General features: G+C 72.7%; 17 protein-coding genes. 4 read left to right on the top strand and 13 right to left on the bottom strand.

The window, feature by feature from the left end:
* Positions 1-34: 34 nt before the first annotated feature.
* Positions 35-274 carry a chaplin gene (locus tag ACFXBC_RS32345; RefSeq protein ID WP_385032704.1) on the bottom strand — a complete coding sequence of 80 codons (240 nt, stop codon included), beginning with the start codon at positions 272-274 and terminating at the stop codon, positions 35-37.
* Between the two features lie 268 nt (positions 275-542).
* On the opposite strand from ACFXBC_RS32345, the gene ACFXBC_RS32340 reads away from it, so the two are divergent.
* Positions 543-956, top strand: a complete 414-nt coding sequence (locus ACFXBC_RS32340; RefSeq protein WP_385032701.1) for a rodlin — start codon at positions 543-545, stop codon at positions 954-956.
* Between the two features lie 159 nt (positions 957-1,115).
* Here the strand turns inward: ACFXBC_RS32340 and ACFXBC_RS32335 are convergent, their stop codons facing one another.
* Positions 1,116-2,486 carry a WecB/TagA/CpsF family glycosyltransferase gene (locus ACFXBC_RS32335; RefSeq protein WP_385032697.1) on the bottom strand — a complete coding sequence of 457 codons (1,371 nt, stop codon included), beginning with the start codon at positions 2,484-2,486 and terminating at the stop codon, positions 1,116-1,118.
* Positions 2,487-2,779: 293 nt separating this feature from the next.
* Between ACFXBC_RS32335 and ACFXBC_RS32330 the strand changes: the two genes are divergently transcribed.
* Together ACFXBC_RS32330 and ACFXBC_RS32325 are read left to right on the top strand one after the other, a co-directional pair.
* Positions 2,780-5,038: a heterodisulfide reductase-related iron-sulfur binding cluster gene (locus ACFXBC_RS32330; protein ID WP_385032694.1), complete on the top strand. Its 2,259-nt coding sequence runs from the start codon at positions 2,780-2,782 to the stop codon at positions 5,036-5,038.
* Between the two features lie 186 nt (positions 5,039-5,224).
* Entirely contained in the window at positions 5,225-6,193 is a 969-nt protein-coding gene (locus ACFXBC_RS32325; RefSeq protein WP_385032691.1) for a Yip1 family protein, read from the top strand.
* A gap of 161 nt (positions 6,194-6,354) precedes the next feature.
* Here ACFXBC_RS32325 and ACFXBC_RS32320 read toward each other — a convergent pair whose 3' ends face one another.
* From ACFXBC_RS32320 to ACFXBC_RS32285, 8 genes are all read right to left on the bottom strand, one after another.
* Positions 6,355-7,866: an NADase-type glycan-binding domain-containing protein gene (locus tag ACFXBC_RS32320; protein ID WP_385032688.1), complete on the bottom strand. Its 1,512-nt coding sequence runs from the start codon at positions 7,864-7,866 to the stop codon at positions 6,355-6,357.
* Positions 7,863-8,435 carry a phage tail protein gene (locus tag ACFXBC_RS32315; protein ID WP_385032685.1) on the bottom strand — a complete coding sequence of 191 codons (573 nt, stop codon included), beginning with the start codon at positions 8,433-8,435 and terminating at the stop codon, positions 7,863-7,865. Before ACFXBC_RS32315 ends, ACFXBC_RS32320 begins: the two co-directional genes overlap by 4 nt.
* Positions 8,432-10,390: a putative baseplate assembly protein gene (locus ACFXBC_RS32310; RefSeq protein WP_385032682.1), complete on the bottom strand. Its 1,959-nt coding sequence runs from the start codon at positions 10,388-10,390 to the stop codon at positions 8,432-8,434. The genes ACFXBC_RS32315 and ACFXBC_RS32310 overlap by 4 nt, the downstream gene beginning before the upstream one ends.
* The gene (locus ACFXBC_RS32305) at positions 10,390-10,827 is read right to left on the bottom strand and encodes a GPW/gp25 family protein (RefSeq protein WP_385032680.1); all 438 of its coding nucleotides are present in this window, start codon (positions 10,825-10,827) and stop codon (positions 10,390-10,392) included. The genes ACFXBC_RS32310 and ACFXBC_RS32305 overlap by 1 nt, the downstream gene beginning before the upstream one ends.
* Before the next feature lies 1 nt (position 10,828).
* A complete protein-coding gene (locus ACFXBC_RS32300; RefSeq protein WP_385032677.1) occupies positions 10,829-12,712 on the bottom strand; it encodes a VgrG-related protein in 1,884 nt (627 codons plus the stop codon).
* Complete coding sequence (locus tag ACFXBC_RS32295) at positions 12,712-13,440, bottom strand: LysM peptidoglycan-binding domain-containing protein (RefSeq protein WP_385032674.1); 729 nt, start codon at positions 13,438-13,440, stop codon at positions 12,712-12,714. The genes ACFXBC_RS32300 and ACFXBC_RS32295 overlap by 1 nt, the downstream gene beginning before the upstream one ends.
* A 12-nt stretch (positions 13,441-13,452) precedes the next feature.
* Positions 13,453-13,878, bottom strand: a complete 426-nt coding sequence (locus ACFXBC_RS32290; protein ID WP_266855031.1) for a phage tail protein — start codon at positions 13,876-13,878, stop codon at positions 13,453-13,455.
* Positions 13,879-14,040: 162 nt separating this feature from the next.
* Positions 14,041-15,504, bottom strand: a complete 1,464-nt coding sequence (locus tag ACFXBC_RS32285) for a hypothetical protein (protein WP_385032671.1) — start codon at positions 15,502-15,504, stop codon at positions 14,041-14,043.
* Positions 15,505-16,243: 739 nt separating this feature from the next.
* Between ACFXBC_RS32285 and ACFXBC_RS32280 the strand changes: the two genes are divergently transcribed.
* On the top strand, positions 16,244-16,537 hold the full coding sequence (locus tag ACFXBC_RS32280) for a hypothetical protein (protein WP_385032668.1): 294 nt from the start codon (positions 16,244-16,246) through the stop codon (positions 16,535-16,537).
* Positions 16,538-17,925: 1,388 nt separating this feature from the next.
* Here the strand turns inward: ACFXBC_RS32280 and ACFXBC_RS32275 are convergent.
* Genes ACFXBC_RS32275 through ACFXBC_RS32265 form a run of 3 tightly spaced genes read right to left on the bottom strand, consistent with a single transcriptional unit; the run spans position 17,926 to position 19,000 of the window.
* Positions 17,926-18,084 carry a DUF6760 family protein gene (locus ACFXBC_RS32275; protein ID WP_328537638.1) on the bottom strand — a complete coding sequence of 53 codons (159 nt, stop codon included), beginning with the start codon at positions 18,082-18,084 and terminating at the stop codon, positions 17,926-17,928.
* The gene (locus tag ACFXBC_RS32270; protein ID WP_385032665.1) at positions 18,081-18,557 is read right to left on the bottom strand and encodes a hypothetical protein; all 477 of its coding nucleotides are present in this window, start codon (positions 18,555-18,557) and stop codon (positions 18,081-18,083) included. Before ACFXBC_RS32270 ends, ACFXBC_RS32275 begins: the two co-directional genes overlap by 4 nt.
* Complete coding sequence (locus ACFXBC_RS32265) at positions 18,557-19,000, bottom strand: phage tail protein (RefSeq protein ID WP_385032662.1); 444 nt, start codon at positions 18,998-19,000, stop codon at positions 18,557-18,559. Before ACFXBC_RS32265 ends, ACFXBC_RS32270 begins: the two co-directional genes overlap by 1 nt.
* Between the last annotated feature and the right edge of the window lie 216 nt (positions 19,001-19,216).

The raw sequence follows: 19,216 nt of genomic DNA, 5'->3' as shown, positions 1-19,216 counted from the left end.
GACCGGATGTCACCGGTCCGGCCGGATCAGGGTGTCACTTGTTGATGCAGGTGTTGCCGAACGCCGGGTTCAGCAGACCGATGACGTCGACGGTGTTGCCGCAGACGTTGACCCCTATGTTTATAATCCCCCCCACCTGGTGGCCGGCGCGCCCCCCGGGCGCCCCCCCGGCCCCACCCCGGGCGCCGGCGTGGGCGACCCGGGGGCCGGGGGCGCCGCCGGCGGCGAGGCCCGCGGTGGCAAGGACGAGAGCTGCCTTCTTGGCAGTGTTCATGGGAGTCGCACCTTCTCTTCGATGTTGTGCCCTGAATCAGGACCCACTCGATGCGCAACGAACGCCGGCGCGCCGCGACACGGCCGGTTGGCCCATGGAACCTGTTCGGCCCAACGGCGGAAAACCTGGCCGGCGTGGTGCGTCAACCCGCTTCCCGCACGCCCGCGACAAGAAGCCATATGAGTGAAGCGCCGGAACCAATCGGCGGTCCGGCAGTTGATCAGAGCGCTCCGGAAGCGGGCACTCGTGCACAACAGAAGGACGCGAAATGATCAAGAAGGCTATGGCCACTGCGGCGGCCACCCTCACGATGGCAGGCGCGGGCGCGATGATGGCGTCGCCGGCCATGGCTGTCGGCCACGGCGACAGCACTACGTCGCTGAGTGGCAACGGTGCCCAGCAGGCGTTCGGCAACTCCGCCACGTACGGCAACATGAGCCCGCAGATCGGCCTGATCCAGGGTTCGCTGAACAAGCCCTGCATCGCCCTCCCGGCCAAGGCCAACCTCGGCTCGCTCGTCGGCGTGGTCCCGATCTCCGTCCAGGACATCCCGATCCTGTCCTCGCCGCAGACCCAGCAGTGCACCGAGAACTCCACCCAGGCCAAGGGTGACGAGGCCCTGTCGCACCTCCTGGACAACATCCCGATCCTCTCGGGCAACGGCGCCGGTAACGGTCGCTGACCACCGACGCTCCTCCGACCTCCGGACACTGATGTCCCGGTGGAGCAGTGAAGAGGCCCTGGTAGCAGCGCAAGCCGCTACCAGGGCCTCTTCATGTCCGCCCTCACGATGTCCGCCCTCACGCGCCCTCGGCATCCGTACGTACGGTGGCCGGGCGCCTCACCCGCGCCGGAACAGCACCGTGTCGCCCGGCACCGGCGACGGCACCGCCGTGTAGCCGGGCAGCGGGCCGGGGCGCTCCCCCCGCGTCTGGAGGCCGACACACTCGGCCGCGTACGCCCCGGCCCCTTCGAGCAGCCGCTCCTCGTGGCCCGGCGCCCGCAGCCGTACGAACAGCCGCTCGCCCGGCGCGGTCACCGCCTCCCACAGCAGGTCCAGCCGGTGACCGCCCCCGGGGCCGCGCCCGTCGCCCAGCGCGTACGGGAGTACGGACCACCCGGGGTCGTCCGCCGCGCACCGCAGCAGCTGCCCGCGCGGTACGGGCAGCACCTCGAACGAGACCACGCGCCCCCGGTATCCGGCCCGGCGCAGCCCCGCCCGGTACGCCCCGGCGTCCGGACCCGTGTCCAGGACGAGGTCGATCTCGGCGTCGGCGAGGAGCTGGGCGAGTTCGCGGTACGGGCCGCGGCCCCGGGCCTTCCCCCGGGCCGCGGCCCGCAGGAAGCCCACCTGGTTCCGCACCTCGGCCGCCCCCCGCCGCCACCGCGTCCGCAACGGCGCCCGGCCACCGCGGACGAGGGCGAAGGCCGGGCCCGCCGCGACGTACACCGCGGGGTGTGCGGCGGCGAGGCGGGCGGCCGCGCTGTGCTGCCGGGCGGTGTCGGACCCGCTGATCCAGACGATCCGGGCGCCGCTCTCCCGGACGCGGTCCACCGTCGCCGCCCAGACCTCGGCGGTGGCTCCCCGGCCCGGCAGCGGTCCTGCGCCCGCGACCCGGGCGCCGGGGTAGCGCACCAGCAGCGCGGCGGTCGGCCCGTCGCCGGCCGGCTGCCGGGCCGCCGCGGCCGGTCCGTACGCCCCGGGCTCCTCCGCTCCGAGCAGATAGTGGCTGAGGCCCTCGCGCAGCCCGGCTCTGACGGTGTCGAGCAGCAGGTCCGTCCCGTACACCGGTGCCACCGGCCGTCCGCCGTGCCGCACCGCCCACGCCGGGCCCCGCCCGGCGGGCAGGCCGAGCGCGGCCGAGCGCAGCAGCCGCCGGAGTGCGGGGTCCCGGTCGGCGTGGGCGAAAGTGGCGGCCCCGCAGAGGTGGACGTCCGCAGCGGCGCCCCGCACGGCGAGACGTACGAGCGCTTCCGCGGCCGCTGCCGGGGCGAGCGGGGTGAGCGGGATTCCGGCGCAGCGGACGGTGGGCGGCAGGCCGCGGGCCGGAACGCCGCGGGCCGGAACGCCGTGGGCCGGAACGCCGTGGGCCGGGAAGTCTCCGGCGGGAAGGCCCTGGGCAGGAACGCCGTGGGCAGCGGCGTCTCCGGCGGGGAGGCCGTGGGCGGGCAGGTCGTCGGGGCCGTCGGTGCGGGAGATCGCCTGGCTCATGCGCCGTCCATCGGTTGCGGTATCGGGGTGATGCCACCCGGGCATCCAGCTCGAACGATCCACAAGCTAGTTCGTTATGCACCACTATGCGGTGAGTAACACGATTGGACGGCAGACATCCGATGAGGGGACCCTGAGCGACGCAGATCACCGCCTGCTCCGGTACATCGCAGTGGGATAAGTGGGTACTCTCAGCACGGACTGCATTAAGTTACTGCTTAGTAATCACTTGAGAATCACTGTCACCGCTGGACCCCCAGCGGATCCCCACCTCGCAGGCCCGAGGAGCCCCCATGCAACTCGCCGCGATCATTGTGTCGCTGGTACTCGCCGTGGTCGGTGTCGCGCTGTTCGCCCGAGCCATCGCCCAGATCTACCGCTATGTGCGGCTCGGTCAGAACGTGCCCGCGGGCACCCGTACCGATGAACCGGCCCAGCGGACGATCACGGTGGTCAGGGAGTTCCTCGGCCATACCCGGATGAACCGCTGGGGCATCGTCGGGTTCGCGCACTGGTTCGTCGCGGTCGGGTTCTTCTCGCTCGTGCTGACCCTGCTCAACGCACTCGGCCAGCTCTTCAAGGCCGACTGGGTGCTGCCGGTCATCGGCCACTGGCTGCCGTACGAGATGTTCGTCGAGTTCATCGGTGTGATGACGACGCTCGGCATCCTCACGCTGATCGTGATCCGCCAGCTCTCGAAGCCGGACCGGCCGGGCCGCAAGTCCCGGTTCGCGGGCTCGAACTTCGGCCAGGCGTACTTCGTCGAGGCCGTCATCCTCATCATCGGCCTGGCGATCTACTCGCTGCGCGGCCTGGAGGGCGCCCTGGCCGGGGTGCACGGCTACGACGCCGCGTACTTCCTGTCGTACCCGCTGGTCGCGGCGTTCCGCGGGACCAGCGTGGGCACGCTGCAGAACATGGTCTACCTGACCGCGATGATCAAGATCGGCACGTCCTTCATCTGGATGATCGTCGTCGGGCTCAAGACGGACATGGGTGTCGCCTGGCACCGCTTCCTCGCCTTCCCTAACATCTGGTTCAAGCGCAGGGCGGACGGCTCCACGGCGCTCGGCGCGCTGCTGCCGATGACCTCGGCCGGCCAGGAGATCGACTTCGAGGACCCGGGCGAGGACGACGTGTTCGGTGTCTCGCAGGTCGAGCACTTCTCCTGGAAGGGCCTGCTGGACTTCTCCACCTGCACGGAGTGCGGACGCTGCCAGTCGCAGTGCCCCGCCTGGAACACCGGCAAGCCCCTCTCGCCGAAGCTCCTGATCATGTCGCTGCGCGACCACGCGCACGCCAAGGCGCCGTATCTGCTCGCAGGCGGCGGCAAGAACATGGAGGGCGAGGAGCAGGCCACCGATGAGCAGCTGAAGGACGTGCCCGCCGAGGCGCTCGCCGAGGCCGAGCGCCCGCTGATCGGCACGCTGGAGGAGAACGGCGTCATCGACCCGGACGTGCTGTGGTCCTGCACCACCTGCGGTGCCTGCGTGGAGCAGTGCCCGGTCGACATCGAGCACATCGACCACATCGTCGACATGCGCCGCTACCAGGTGATGATCGAGTCCGCGTTCCCGTCCGAGGCGGGCACGATGCTCAAGAACCTGGAGAAGAAGGGCAACCCCTGGGGGCTCGCCAAGAAGCAGCGCATCGAGTGGACCAAGGAGGTCGACTTCGAGGTCCCGGTCGTCGGCAAGGACGTCGAGGACCTCACCGAGGTCGACTACCTCTACTGGGTCGGCTGCGCGGGCGCCCTGGAGGACCGGGCGAAGAAGACCACCAAGGCCTTCGCGGAGCTGCTGCACATCGCGGGCGTCAAGTTCGCGATCATGGGCGGCGACGAGAAGTGCACGGGTGACTCCGCCCGCCGCCTGGGCAACGAGCCGCTCTTCCAGCAGCTCGGCCAGGAGAACGTCGCGATGCTGAACATGGCGTACGGCGAGGACGAGAGCACCAAGAAGCCGAAGGCTTCGAAGAAGATCGTCGCGACCTGCCCGCACTGCTTCAACACCATCGCCAACGAGTACCCGCAGCTCGGCGGCGAGTACGAGGTCATCCACCACACCCAGCTGCTCCAGCACCTCATCGACGAGGGCAGGCTCATCCCCGTCACCCCGGTCGAGGGTCTGATCACGTATCACGACCCCTGCTACCTGGGCCGCCACAACAAGGTCTACACACCGCCGCGCGAGATCATCGCCAAGGTGCCGGGACTGCGGAGCGAGGAGATGCACCGGCACAAGGAGCGCGGCTTCTGCTGCGGGGCCGGCGGCGCCCGGATGTGGATGGAGGAGCGCATCGGCAAGCGCGTCAACAACGAGCGCGTCGACGAGGCCCTCTCGCTCAACCCGGACATCGTCTCCACCGCCTGCCCGTTCTGCCTGGTGATGCTGACCGACTCGGTCAACGGCAAGAAGAACGACGGCAAGGCGAAGGAATCGCTCCAGGTCGTCGATGTGGCGCAGCTGCTGCTCGACTCGGTGAAGCTTCCCGCGGACCCGGCGGACGACCAGGCCGACGAGGACGCACCGGAGCCCGAGCCGGTGAAGTAACGCGGTACGCGGCAGGGGCCGGTTCCGCCTCCGGGCGGTCCCGGCCCTTTCGCGTGCCCCGCACCCTTCCGGGAGGCGCCCGCGCGCCCCGGACACGGCCAGGGGATGTCACAGCTCGGCCGCAAAGCCCGGCCCGTTCTCCCAGGTCGGGCCCCCGGCCGGGCGGGAGCGGGTACGTTCGAAAGCGTGGCTGGATTCAGGATCGGACGCGGCCGGGACAACCGCACCTCCCAACAGAACCCGCAGCGGCAGCAGCAGCGGGGCTCGCAGCAGCAGCCGTACGGCAGGCAGGCACCGCCGCCTCCGCCGTACGGCGGCACCGCCGCGCCCCGGTCGGCGCCCCCGCGTGCGCAGCAGCCCCAGTGGCCCCCGCAGGGCCGGCAGCCGTACGGGGAGCCCGAGTACTTCGGAGAGCCGTACCCGGGCCAGGGGTACGGGCAGGGGCCGGGCGATCCGTACCAGGGCGGGCAGGCCGGGTACGGCGGGCCGCCCGCCGACCCGTACGCGAACAGCGCGGACAACCCCGGTCACACGCAGGCCTTCAGCATCGGCGATGACCCGTACGGCGACGGCAACACCTACCGCGCAGGACAGAGCGCCGCACCGCCCGTGGGGCCTCGGCTGCACTGGAAGGAGCTGCTGAGCGGCATCGTCATGCGCCCGGGGCCGACCTTCTGGCAGATGCGCGACCACAAGGTGTGGGGCCCGGCGCTGACCGTCACGTTCGTCTACGGGCTGCTCGCCCTCTTCGGCTTCGACCAGGCCCGTGAGGACGCGGTCCACGCGACGCTGGCCAACGCCGTTCCGTACGTCCTGACGACCGGTGTCGCCTTCGTCATCGGCGGTCTGCTGCTGGGCGCGGTGACCCATACGCTGGCCCGTCAGCTCGGCGGCGACGGCTCATGGCAGCCGACCGTGGGCCTCTCCATGCTGATCATGTCGATCACGGACGCGCCGCGGCTGCTCTTCGCGCTCTTCCTGGGCGGCGAGAACGGCTTCGTCCAGGTGCTGGGCTGGGTGACCTGGCTCGCGGCGGGCGCGCTGTTCACCTCGATGGTGAGCAAGTCGCACGATCTGCCGTGGCCGAAGGCGCTGGCCGCCTCGTCGATCCAGCTGATCGCCCTGCTGCTGCTCCTGAAGCTCGGCACGATCTGAAGCAGCTGCGGCACGATCCGAGCGCGGCACGATCCGAGCACTGTGCCGCAGCCTCGGGCCCCCTGGGGCTCCCCGCGCGCCGCACAGCAGTGAGGCCACCCGGTAACCGCCCGGGTGGCCTCACTGCTGTCACGGGACGGCACAGGGCCGTCCAGGGTGCTTCAGGAAGTGCCTCCGGTGCGTCCGAAGAACTCGATCTCGGCGATCGAGACCTGCTTCTTGTTCGAGATCCCGTAGGCGCTGCGCAGGATGAAGCGGACCGATGAGACCGTCCCGACCCGGAAGTCGATGGTCTGCGGCCCGCTGCCCTGGTCGAGGTTGAGGTGGCGCTCGATGACCTTGCCGTTGGCCTGGGTGATCTCGGCGTCGATCCGGTGCGGCCTGGCGGCCTTCGAGAGGTCGGCGGCCTGGACGGAGATACCGGGCGTGATGATGATGTTGAGCATCCGGACCGGGTCCTGGAAGCTGGCCTCCAGCCATTCCCCGCGGCCGTCCTGCGAGACGCCGGGCTCCCAGTAGGTGTTGTTCAGCTCGTCGAAGGCATATTTTTCGCCGTGACCGGCGAAGGAGCGGGACGCCTTGTAGTGGTCGGGCGTGAGGGGGTGGCGCTTGGCGAAGTGGTCGCCGATCGCGTGGACCGCCGCACCGGTGTTGAGCGCGCCCCAGATGACGAGCCCGAGGGCCGCCAGACCCGCCACCCAGCTCAGCACCCGGCCGAAGCCGCCGCGCAGCCGGGGCCGGTCACCGGCCCACGGCACCTCGCGGTTCCCGGCGCGCAGCCTGCGCCACCACGGGAGCCTGGCCGGACCCTCCGGGCTCGATGCCATGCTCATGCCACAACGGCGGCAGTAGTGACGGTCGGGCCTGTTGCCGGTGGCGCACCACGGGCAGGCGTAGCCGCCCGCCCCGTCCGGCTCGGCGGCCGGGGCCTGGACGAGCGGGCGGGCGGCGTCCGGGCGGCCCGGCAGCACGGGAGCGACGGACGGGGCGTCCGGTGTGCGCCCTTCCGGGTCGGCCACGGGGACGAGCAGGGCGCGGGCCCGGTCGTTCGCGGCAGCCGCCGCCGCGGCACGGGCCGCCTCCTCCCGCTCGGCGTGCGGGTCCCAGTCGGACCCGGGCGTGCCGGGAGGGGTGCCCGGCGCCGCGGGGGCCTGGCCGCCGTGGGCCGGACCGGCGCCTGCCGGGGCGGCGTTGTACGGGTCCGCGGTCTGCGAAGCGGCGCTGTACGGGGCCGAGTTGTACGGGGCGTCGTAGGGGGCGTGGTACGCGGCGGGAGCGGAGCCCGGGGCCGCGCCCCCCGGAGCCGGACTGGCCTGGGCCGGGCGGTCCTGGGCGGGACGGTCCTGGGCCGGGCGGTCCGCGGCCGGGGCCGCCGGGCCGTTGCCGCCGGGGGCCGCCGCGCCGGGTGCGCCCGGTGTGTCCTGTGACCCGCGGCCGCCGTCCCGTACCGCCGGGACCGGCACGGTGCTCGGCTCGTCGTCCTCGTCCGGGGCGGCCGGTTCCGGGGCCGGTTCCGGGGCATCGGCGGACGATTTGGCGGGTGACCAGCTGAGGACCGCGCCGCAACCCTCGCAGAAGGAGTGGCCGGGCGTCGAAGGCGTACCGCACTCGACGCAGGCACGGGTCCGCTCCCGCGTCTGTCCCGGGTCGGCACCTGAGGGCTGAGGAGTCATTTGCCGGTCCTTTCGGCCGCGGTCACCTGGACCGTGAAGGGCATGTGGGCGGGGCGGGCGGCCTCGACGAGGCTCTCCAGACGGTGCTGGTCGCCGGGGGCCGGATGCGGCAGCGCCAGCGACACGTGCAGCCGCGGACGGCGGTCGCCGGGGACGGGGCCGAGCGGGCGGGCGTCCCAGTCGGCCGCACCGCTCTCGGTGATCTCCGGCTCGACGCCGAACGTCAGCCGGACCACCTCGGCCAGACCCCGCCGGGTGCCACGGATGCGGTGCAGATGGGCGGCGGCGGCCACGGCGGCCCGCAGCGCGGCCTCACCCTCGGGCCCGCCGGTGCGCTCGGCGCCGTCCGTCTCGGCGCCGACCCACTCCGCGAGCCAGCGGGTGAAGTCGGCGGGCGCGAGCGACGGCATGAAGTACGAGTCGAGGCAGTCGAGGACGTTGTGGATCGGGGCGAGCACCTCGTCGAGACCGGCGACGAAGTGCTGTGCCAGCTCGTCGTCGGCGAAGACCGCGGGGAGCATCAGGCCCAGCGGCGCCGATGAGCCCAGCCCGTCGACGGAGCCCCTCATGACCCGTCCCCGATGACCCGGACCCGGTGGTCGAACGAGAAGACCAGGGCGGGTGCTTCGAGGTCGATCCGCTCGGTCGGGTCACCGCGCTTGCCGGTCAGCGGGTCGGCCGGGTGCAGCAGCACCTCGTCCACCAGCTCCACACCCGGCACCCGCTGGAGGACCGCGAAGACCTCGCCGGACTGCACCGGGCGCCCGAACGGCCACCCCGTGCCGTGCGCCCCGCCGGTCAGCGGGTCGAGATGCCGGTAGAGCGCCTCGTGCGCCTGCCGCCGCACCTTGTCGACGTCCGCGCCGCGGAACGCGTGCAGGGTCGCGACGACCGTGACGCCCTGGTAGTAGGGCGGCCCCACGGCCAGCCGGGTGCCGAGCAGCCGCCGCTCGTCGAGGTAGCGGGTGATCCGCTCCAGCAGCGCGTCGCCGGGCACGAGCTGCTCGAAGCGCAGCCAGCCGCCCGCGTCCGGCACCGCCTGCGGCACGACCAGGACCCGTACGGCATGGGCGCCGTGCTCGTCCGACTTGCCTTCGAGACAGGTGATACGGGCGGTCTCCGGGGCGGCGCGCCGGGCCAGCTCCTCGTAGTCGCGCAGGGTCACCGCACGGTCCTGGGCGCGCAGCGTGATCGGGGCGCGGGCCTTGGCCTCCGCGACGGTCTCCCCGTCCACCCCGCCTCTGGCCGCCTCGCGGTTGATGACCTCGGAGACGTACGGGACGGAGTTGCGCAGCACCTGCACGGCGCCCCGGGCGACGTTGCCCGCCCGGCCGCCGCCGGTCCGGTAGCTGCGGGCGCGTATGACGGCGCCCTTCGGCGGCACCGCGCCGTACTGCCGCAGGGTGCCGTCCTGCTCCCGTACGGAGGGGCCGAAGGCGATCTCGCCGGTGGCCGCGTCCAGGGTCAGGTGCCGGTCGTCGGGGCCGGATGCGGCGAAGTGCGGGACGACATGCCAGTCGACCCAGCCGTCGCGCTCGGCGATCTGGAGGTTCAGCGGCGGTACGTCACCGACGACCGGGGCCGCGGCGAGCCGCAGCTGCTGGCCGGGCAGCCCGGTGGACTCCCCCAGCGCCTCGTCCCGCACGGTCTCCGCGTGCACGGCTCCGGTGGTGCCCCCGATGGTGAACGCCTCGGCCGACCGCACGGTGGGCGACGTCGTGTAGAAGGGCTGCCCGGCGGCGGGTTCGGTGACCCGGCAGCGCAGCCAGCCCGCCTCACGGCGCCCGGAGCGGGACCGGGTGTGGCCGCCGGGGACGTGCAGGACGACCTCGCCGGGGCGGTTGAGACCGCCGGTGCCGTCCCGGTCGACCTCGCAGGCCGTCCAGCCGTCCTCGGTCCACGCCTCCCAGATCAGCGGGGGCTGCCGCGGGTCGACACCGACACCGTCGACACGGCTGTCGAGGGTCAGCGCCACCGCACAGTGCGGCACGGCCGCGGTGAGCCCGAACATCAGGCAGTCGCCGGGCTGCGGCGACTCGGAGAAGCAGAGCAGGTCCTTGGCCTCGGCCAGCTCGGACGTACGGTCGGCGGCCGCCTCGCCCTGGCGCTGGACCACGAGGTACGCCAGCTCGCAGGAGAACACGGTGAGTTCGCGCTCGGTCGCGAAGACCACCGCCTCCTCGCTCTCGGTGCGGGCGGTGGCGACCTCGGTGCCCTCGGGCAGCCGGACCGCCTCGTCCAGCGGCGCCGACAGCCAGAAAGTGACATCGGTACGGGCGGCCGACGGCGGGAAGAGGGTGATCCCGATGAGGTCCAGGAAGGCCAGGTGGTTCTTCTCGGGGACGCGGTTGAGCCGGTACACGATCTGGTCGGCCATGTGGGCGACCGTCTCGACGAGCGTGACGCCGGGGTCGGACACGTTGTGGTCCGTCCACTCCGGGGCGCGCTGCTGGATGTAGCGCTTGGCGTCGTCGACGAACTGCTGGAAGCGGCGGTCGTCGAGGTGGGGAGAGGGCAGTGCCATCAGCGTTCGCTTTCGGTGGCCGGTCCCGCATCCGAGGACGGCTCGTCGTGGGAGGGAATCGTGTAGAAGGGGAAGACCAGGCTGCGCGGGTTGTTGGTGCCGCGGATCGAGTACCGGACGTCGATGAACAGCACCCCCTGCTGGTCCCCGGCGCTCACCTCCACGTCCTCCACCTCGATACGCGGCTCCCAGCGGTCGAGGCTCACGAACACCTCGTGCTGGATCCGGCCGGCTGTCGCCTCGTTGACCGGGGCGAAGACCATGTCGTGGATGGCGCAGCCGAAGTCGGGGCGCATCGGCCGCTCACCCGGCGCGGTGGCCAGGACGAGCCGGATCGCCTCCTCGACCTCCCGCTCCCCGCTGACCATCGCGATGCCGCCGGTGGGTCCGATACGGAGCGGGAACGCCCAGCCGGTGCCGACGAATTGCTCTGCCATGTCAGACCACCGGGATGTCGTTGGCGAAGACGAGGCCCAGCAAATCCACCCTGATGGCCTTGATGCCGATTTCCGCGAGCGCGTTCATCTGGATGCTGCCGGCGGCGTCGATGGCCATCAGGCCGCCGACGTTCATGCCCAGTTCGCCGCCCGCTTCCATGTTGAGCGCACCGGCGGCCTTGGCGTTGATGATCGACCCTGTCAGGTCGAGTATCCCACCGCTCATGATCGAGATCTTCCCGCCCGCCTTGAGCGACAGGTCCTTCCCCGCCTCGACGGAGACCGAGCGGGTCCCCTTGATGGTGACGGAGCCCTTGCTGTCGACGGTGATCTCGGTCTTGGTGCGGTCCAGGTTGATGGTCAGCCGGTCGTCGCCGCTGCTGATCCGCACACCGCGCTTGCCGCCCACCCGCTCGTCGAGCAGGTCGACCCGGTTGCGGTTGCGGTCGGCCAGCGTGTGCCGGACGGCCCGGCCGCTGGTGCGGTCGTACGGCTGGACGTCGTTCCTGCCCGGTTTGTCCTTGCCGTTGTAGAGGCCGCCGATCACGAACGGGTGGTCCAGGGCGCCGCGGTCGAAGCCCACCAGCACCTCGTCCCCGGCGTCGGGCGCGATGATGCCGCCGCCCTTGAACCCGCCGAACTGCACGGTACGGGTCCAGTCGCTGATGTACATGTCGTCGAGCCAGGGGAAGCGCAGCTTCACCCGGCCCTGCTTCAGCGGGTCCTTGATGTCGGTGACCAGCGCGTTGGCGACGCTGGGCATCCGGGCCGACGGGCTGGCCCCGCCCGATGTGAGCCCGTACAGCGAACGCCACTGGCGGCCGCTGACCGTCAGGAACGTCTCGTAGTGCCGTCCGTCGCCGAACGTGTGGCGGGCGGCGGTCACCGTGTACTTGCCCTCGAACGGCTCGCCCACGTCGGCGAGCGCGACCGGGACACCGGGCCGCAGCTTCGGGTTGCCGCGGACCGTGACCTCCACCTCGGCGAAGGCCGCGGTGACGTCGTCGGCGAGGGCCGATGCCGCGTTCTTCACCTCGCTCTGCTTGTCGTACGGGGTGTCCGTCTCGACGATCGTCGCGGGTCCGAACTTGCTGCTGGCCTTCGCGGGGGTGGTGCCGATCGCTATCTGCGGGTTGGACGCGGCGGGCGACTTGCCGACGAGGTCGCGCTTGGCGGTCACGTCCCAGCCGCGCGCCTCGACGGACGACACCTGGTCGGCGGAGGTGACCGCGGCCCGGCAGCGCAGGATGTCGACGCCGGCCTCCAGGACGTACACGCTCTTCTCGCTGGGCGTGCTGACCGGCGGGGCGCCGGACGCCTTGTCGGCCTTGGCGAACTGGAACTCGCCCTCGGAGTCGACGGACAGCACCCGCTCGTTCTCGTCGGCGAGCCGGCACAGGAAGTCCCAGTCGGTGACGTTGGCCTGGGTGATGTACTCGTAGATGCTCTTGGTGGCGTCGATCTTGCCGATCTTCAGCTTGTCCTGGCCCGCGAGCTTGCGGGCGATGTCGGACGCGGTCATGTTCCGGTATCCGACCACCCGCCGCTGCCGGAGCATCCGGTGGCCGCCGTCGTAACCGCGGATGACCGTCATGGTGCCGGTGCCGTCGTAGTCGGTCTCCAGGCCGGTGATCTCGCCGGTGAGCAGCGGGGACTGGGCCCCCTGGCCGTCGGCGACCGGCGCGATGACGATCTTCTTGCCGATGTCGGCGCCGGAGTCCGAAAGCACCTTCTTCTTGGGATCGCGGAAGGTCAGCTGGAACGAACCGGGCACACCCGCGCCGAAGTCGACCCAGCCCGCGACGAGCAGCGAGGCCAGCTCCTTGTTCAGCGGTGCCCCGCCGATGGTGACATGGAGGACATTCGAGTAGCCGATCTTGGTCATCAGTGGCCGACCTCTTCGGCGGCGGGAAGCATGAGTTCGGTGCCGGGGGTCAACTGCCCCGGGTCGTCGATGCCGTTGGCCTCGGCGATGCTCCGCCAGACGGTGGCGTCGCCGTACTCGCGGAAGGCGAGGAACTGCAGCGAGTCGCCCGCGACGACCCGGTGCACCCGGCGTGCGGTGAGCGCCCCCGATGTGGGGTTCTGCCCGGCGGTCTTGCTCGGGATCTCGTGCAGATGCACCTGGCAGGTGGCCCGGATCGGGACACCCGTGGTGCTGAAGAGGCTGTACGAGGCGTCGACCGAGCTGACGTACGCGGTGAAGCGCGCGGTCGAGAACGCACCCCACTGGAAGACCACCCACGGGGTCGACGGCTGCTTCGCCGCGATGCTGGCCGATGTCACCTCGCAGCAGGAGAAGAGCGCTTCGACGTTCTTGCGCACGTCGTTGCTGTCCGGTTCGTCGGAGCTGTCCAGGAAAACCTCGACGGTCATCTCACGGGGTTCGGGCCCCATGAACTCCGGTACGGCGCCGTCGCGTACCGCCGCCGTGGGGGTCGTCTTCCACTGGGCGCGGCGGCTCAGCGCCAGCTGCGACGGGTTGAAGTCGAAATTGAACGTGCGGATCAGCCCGCCGGGCGTGGTGCTGTAGCCGACGGGCGGCTGGTGGATCGCCAGCGTCGCCCGCACCAGGCTCTTGCCCGCGCCGCCCTTGCCTCCGGTGCTCGCCATCTGCGCAGCCCCCTAGTCCGTGAATCCGTGGTGGGTGATCTCCAGGGTCTCGACGGCCACCGAGGGGTTCGACGGGTTCAGCGAAGGACCCCGCCAGCTCACCGGCAGCACGTCGATCAGGCCCCAGCGGGCGACCAGCGAACCGTCGGCGCGCAGCGCGGAGATCTGCGCGGTGGGCCGGGTGACCCCGGTGGTGATGGAGGAGATCCAGGCCGCGACCTTCGAGGTGTCCGGCGTGAGCGGTCGGGTCAGCGTGATGTTGGAGAACGTGACCCGGGACGGCAGCTGCCAGACGAAGCCGTTGTTGCCGCCCTCCTGCCGCTGCTCGATCTCCACCTGGGAGGAGAGCCCTTCGCAGCCGTTGAACGTGCCCAGGCTCTCTCCGTCGATGGACAGGCTGAAGAAGATGGTGGAGCCGGGATCCTGGTCCTGAGGCATCGGGCGCTGCTTTCCTTCCTGCGGGTCGTTGCGGGTGGTGCGAGTGGAGTGGTGCGGGTGGTGCGGTTATCGGTTCTCGTGTGCCGTTGTTCTCGTGTGCCGTTCGCGGTTCTCGGTGCGCTGCTCCCCGTGCTGCCGGGGGGCCGCGCCTGCCGGCCGGTGTCAGCGCCGGGGGTCCCGGAGTCTGCCGATCCGTTCGCGGTCCATCCGCAGCTCCGTCCTCAGCAGCCGGGTGAGCGGCCCGACCAGCCGGTGGGTCAGCTCGTCCACCTGGCCGTCGGAGAGGTCCCGGGCGTCGAATCTGCTCCCGGCCTCCTCGGTGGAACCGTCGCAGCGCGGACCGTTGTTGAGGTTCGGCGCGACCGCACTGTACGGCGGGGGGCTCTCGGGCCTCTCGGTGTACGGGGGCGGGGGCCCGTCCCCGCCGCTGCTGTTGTTGCCGTTGCTGGCGCCGACCGGTGTGCCCTGGGCCGTGACGTTGACGGCCGAGAGCTGGGGCGGGGCAGGCGCGGCCGGTTTGACCAGGAGGGGAGGCCGCGACCCTTCGGGCGGGGTGCCGGGCGCCCGCTGCACCGGCAGCGCCGCGGGCGTGGGCGATACCGCGCGGGCGAGACCGACGACCGGGGCGGCCTGGCGCCCTGCCGTGTCGGGGGCGGCCGGGGCGCCGGGCGCGGACAGCGTGGTCCCGGCCGTGAGCGGAGCCAGCGCCGAGGCCATGGTCACGGGAGCGGGCGCGGCCGGTGCTGAGGACGTCCCCGGCGATGCGGCGGCACGCTGCACGGGCAGCGGCGGGAACGCCTCAGCGACCCCGCTGAACCGCAGCCCTTCGGCCCCGCGCCGCACCGGAGCAGCGTCCTGGGGGGCGGAATCCGCGCCGACAGCAGGCGCCGCCGGGCTCGGGAGTGCGGGGCCCGCGGTCCCCGGGGCCGACGCACGCTGAAGGGGCTGCGGGGCCGGGAATCCGGCGGGCTGCTGGGCGGACGGGCCACCCGGCAGGGGAGCCGGGCCCGGGAGTCCGGCCGCACGCTGAACGGGGCGCGCCACCGGGGTCGTACCGGAGGGGGTCGTACCGGAGGGGGTCGTACCGGAGGCACCGGACACACCGGCCGGTCCGGAAGCCCCGGCACCGCTCCGCAGGGGCGCGGGCGCAGCCGCTCCCGTGGACGGCGCCGCAGCGCGCTGGACCACCGGCTCGGCGGAGCCGAAGGGCCGGACCACGGGACGCGGCGCCGCCGAACTGCCGGGCGCGGGGGCCCGGTTCGGCTCGGGCGCCGGGTGCGGTGCGGACACGGCGGGCGCGCCGGGTGCCGCGGAACGCTGAACGGCCGCCGGGCCGGTGGCCGCCGGGCCGCCCTCCGGTACCGGAAGCGACGGGGCGCCCGGAGCGGGGGCGACGGGGCGCAGCGGCGCGGCGGCGGCGGGGGCGCTCTTCCGCTGTACGGAGCCCGACGGCTCGGCCGGCGGACGCACGGCGCGCGCCGGGGCCAGCGGACGTACGACGGGCGGGGACACGGCCGGGGTACGGCGTGCGGACGGCGCGGCGGCGGGCGGCCTGGTCGCGGACGGGGCGGTGGCGGCGGGTGCCGGACCACTGGACGCACGCTGCACGGCCGGAGGCGCGGTCACCGGGCCGTTACCACTGCCGGGAGCGGACGCCACGGGACCGGCGCCGCTGCCGGGGGCAGCCGTGGACGCCGTACCGGGGGCGGGCATGCCGATCGGGGCAACGGGGGCCGGGGGCAGCGGAGATGGTACGGATGCCGAGGGGCTGGTGATGCCGGGGCCGGTGATGTCAGGGCCGGTGGTGTCAGGGCCCGTGCTGCCGGGGCCGGTGACGTCCGGGGAGCCCGCGCCACCGCTGCCTGCGGATCCGGCAGACCGGGCGGGTCCAGCAGCGCCGGTGGCGCCGGTGGCGCCGCCGTCCTGCCGAACGGGCGCCGGAACGGCGGACGGCATGGCAGCCCGCTGTACGGGCTGCGGGGCAGCCGCACTGCCCGGCGTGCTCTTCTGCTGACGCTGCAACGGAGTTGGCCCCTTCGCCTCATTCCCGACCGGCCGCGCTCCGGTCGGCGGCCCGGCCACCGGCGCACCGAGAAGCGGCCTGCGGCGCGGAGCGGGAGCCGCGGAGGCGGACCCACCGCTGGAACCACCGGCGGACCCGCTGGCCGCACCACTGCCGGAACTACTGCTGGAACCGCTGCCGCTACCGCTGTTGCTGCTGCCGCTTCCCGTCGCACGCCTCTGTACGGGGGCGGGTGTCGCGGCCGGGGCCGCCGATGCGGATGACGCGGCCGAGGAGGACCGGGGCTGGGTCTGGGGCTGAGAAGCCTCGCCGGACGGACCGGACGACGGACCTGAGGACGTCGTGGAGCCGGGCCCCGTCGCCTGCGACGGCGAAGTGCCGCTCCCCTGCGCCTGGTCGGCCCGGCCGCCGTCGGGCGACGGGGTGTGCTGCGGGCCCTCGGCCGCCGCGGGCGGACCGAGCCTGCTGGAACGCACCGGATGCGCCGCTCCGGCCGCGCCCTGGTCGGCCGCCGCATCGCCCCGTACCGGCGCACCGAGCCCGGCCGACCGGCCGGCACCCGGAGCCGCCGCACGCTGGACGGAGGCGGGGCCCGAACGCGGCTGCACCGCACGCTCAGAAGTGATCGAGCGCTGAACGGCCGTTTCGGGGACGGAACTTGTGGCGGGGCGCCCGGTCGCGGGCCCCCCGGCCGCGGAACTCCCCGCCGCGGGGCTGTCCGCCCCGGGAGGAGTCGCCGGCGTACGGCCAGCCGGCCGCCCCTCCGACGCAGCGGGTCCGGCGGCGGCGCCCTCCGGTCCCGTACCCGTACCGCTGTCCCCGGACCCACCGGGTGCGGACACACTGCGCTGCACCGTGCCCCCGGCAGCAGGGGCAACGGGCCCCACAGGCCCTGCGGGCGGCGCAGAAGGCGTGGACAGTGGCGATACCGCCGGTCCGGCCGCACCCGGGGCACGCGCCGGTACGGACGCCGACGACGGCGCGCCCGGCGAAGAACCGGCCGAAGCGGCCGCACCGGACGAAGCAGGCGAAACAGGTGAAGCGGGCGAAGCAGTGGAACCGGACGCGGCGCCGGAGGCGACTGGACCTGACGAACCAGACGCACCTGACGAACCGGTAGAGCCGACCGAACCGCCGCTGCGGGAGGGCGACTTCGAGAGCTGTACGGGACGCTGCGAAGGCGCGGCCGACTCGCCCGCCGGCTTCCGCACCGGTGCGGACGGGCGGGACGCGGCACTGGCCCGCTGGACGGCGGGCGCGGCAGGACCCGCGCCCCCGGCAGGACCCGGGGCAGCAGCCGAAGGCCCGGAAGCCCGGGGCGCGGGGGCAGGCCCGGGAGAAGAAGAAGAGGGCAGGGGTGCGGCCGGAGCCGGAGATTCCGCCTCCCTGGCGGGAGGCTCACCCGCCTGCGGGCGGGCCGAGGCGGGCAGCACCCGGCGCTGCACGGCGGCCGGCGGAGCCGCACTGGTCAGCGGGGCCCGCCGGGGGGCCGGCTGCCGTACGGGCGCCACCCGGGGGCCGGCCGGGCGAGCGGCGGCGACCGCACGCTGGACCGGGGATTCCGGCAGCGGGCCGGAGCCCTCGTACGGTCCGGGCGCCTCGCCCACGAGGTCCGCGCCGTCGTCGACCACCGCGACCGGCAGCGAGAGCGCGGGCATCCCGAAGTCGCCCCCGGAGGGAGCGGCTGCGGGTGTCAGGGCATCACGGAGCAGCCCGCCCGGGGCGCCGTCGAGCACGGCGTGCGAGAGCGACCCCGAGAAGGACGGGTTCTGGAAAGTGGCGAGCCGGGAAGCGAAGTCGGCGGTGGCCACTGCGTGCCCCGCCGTGTGCTGGGTCGCCCGCTGGATCGCGGGCAGCCCGTGCCAGCCGCGCCCGGAGGCCCCCACCGCGTCCGGCGCGGAAGCCGCCGGGGCCGGAGCCGCCGGGGCGGCGGGTGCCGGAGTGGTGCGGGCAGACGTGACGGGGCCCGTATCCGTACGGCCCCTGAACCGGTCGAGGAATCCCATGACGGTGGCCCCGCCCCCTTACCGCTCTGCCGACGCGCGCGTCACGAGTGTGGCGATCTGCTCAGCGTACCGGCGCCGGTCGCGGTGTTCGAGGTCCAGGATGTCCTCCAGGCTCCAGTGGAAGTGGTAGGCGATGTACGCGATCTCCTCGTGGACACGTTCGGTCGCGTACGTCACGATTCCCCCAGGCGGCTCCCGCCGAGTTCGACCTCGAACGGCTGCTCACAGTGCGGACAGGTCACGCCGGCCCTGGTGTGGCCCTCGGCATTGACCTGACGGTAGAAGTCCTGCAGGAAGGCGAGGTCGGAGGCGAACATGTTCTCCACCACGCCGTCGTGCATGTGCGTCACACTGCCCAGCCGGGTGATGACCCGGCCGAGCAGGACGACGGACAGATACGCGGGGTTCTCCTGCACCCGCATGTCCCGCAGCGGGATCAGCTCGTCCCGCGCGGTGGCCAGGCGCATCACGCCTTCGCGGTGCACGGTCCCCGACTCGTCCACGTAGCCGCGCGGCAGCTCGAAGGCGAACTCGGTGCGCAACTCCCGGCGCGCGGGCGGTGCTGCGACCGGGGCCACGGCCGGAGCCGCGGCCTCGGGTGTGACCGCGTCGGCGGCCGGTGCCGGCTGGGCAGCTGCTCCCCTGCGCATTACTCCATCATCATTTCTTCGTAAGTGATCGTGACGGTCTCTGTGAGGGCCGAGGCCTCGCCCGCCTTCACGGTGCTGGCCGCGACCTTGCTGCACCAGGCGTTGCGGAGGTGGTAACGCTTCACGGGGCTGTTCTGGTAGTCCATCACGATGATGGAGGCGTTCTTACGGGCCGAGCCCATGTCACCGCGGATGGAGGCGTTGATCCAGTCGTTGAAGGACTTGGACTGGGTCATACCGCGGACGACCGTGGCCTCACCCGCCTTCTTCACGCCGGGCAGCTTCTTGGTGATGGGCTGGCCGTTCGACGAGACCTGCTGGAACTCGATGACGTCCTGCGTCATGTCCAGGCCGTTGACCTCCTGGAGGTACTCGACCATGACGCCGTCGATCTGAAGACCGAAATTATGTGAAGTGAGCGAATCGCCGGGCATGAGGCTCATGGACGCTTTTCCTTCTCTTCGCGCTGTCCGTGGTGTCGGTGGTGCCGGTGGTGCCGGTACCGGTGCCCGCCGCACAGGCTCTGCTGGCCGTGGGAGGCGGGCACCGGGTGGTGCGCGGGCCGGGGCCCGCGGGGCGGGGTTGGGGGGCGCCGGGGGGGCGCGGGAGAAACTCTTAACCAAGGCTCCCCGCCCAGAGGTCAGAGCGCCGCCGGATAT

This window comes from Streptomyces sp. NPDC059398 (assembly GCF_042751845.1).
Lineage (GTDB): Bacteria > Actinomycetota > Actinomycetes > Streptomycetales > Streptomycetaceae > Streptomyces.
This window is presented reverse-complemented; position numbering and strand designations above follow the sequence as displayed.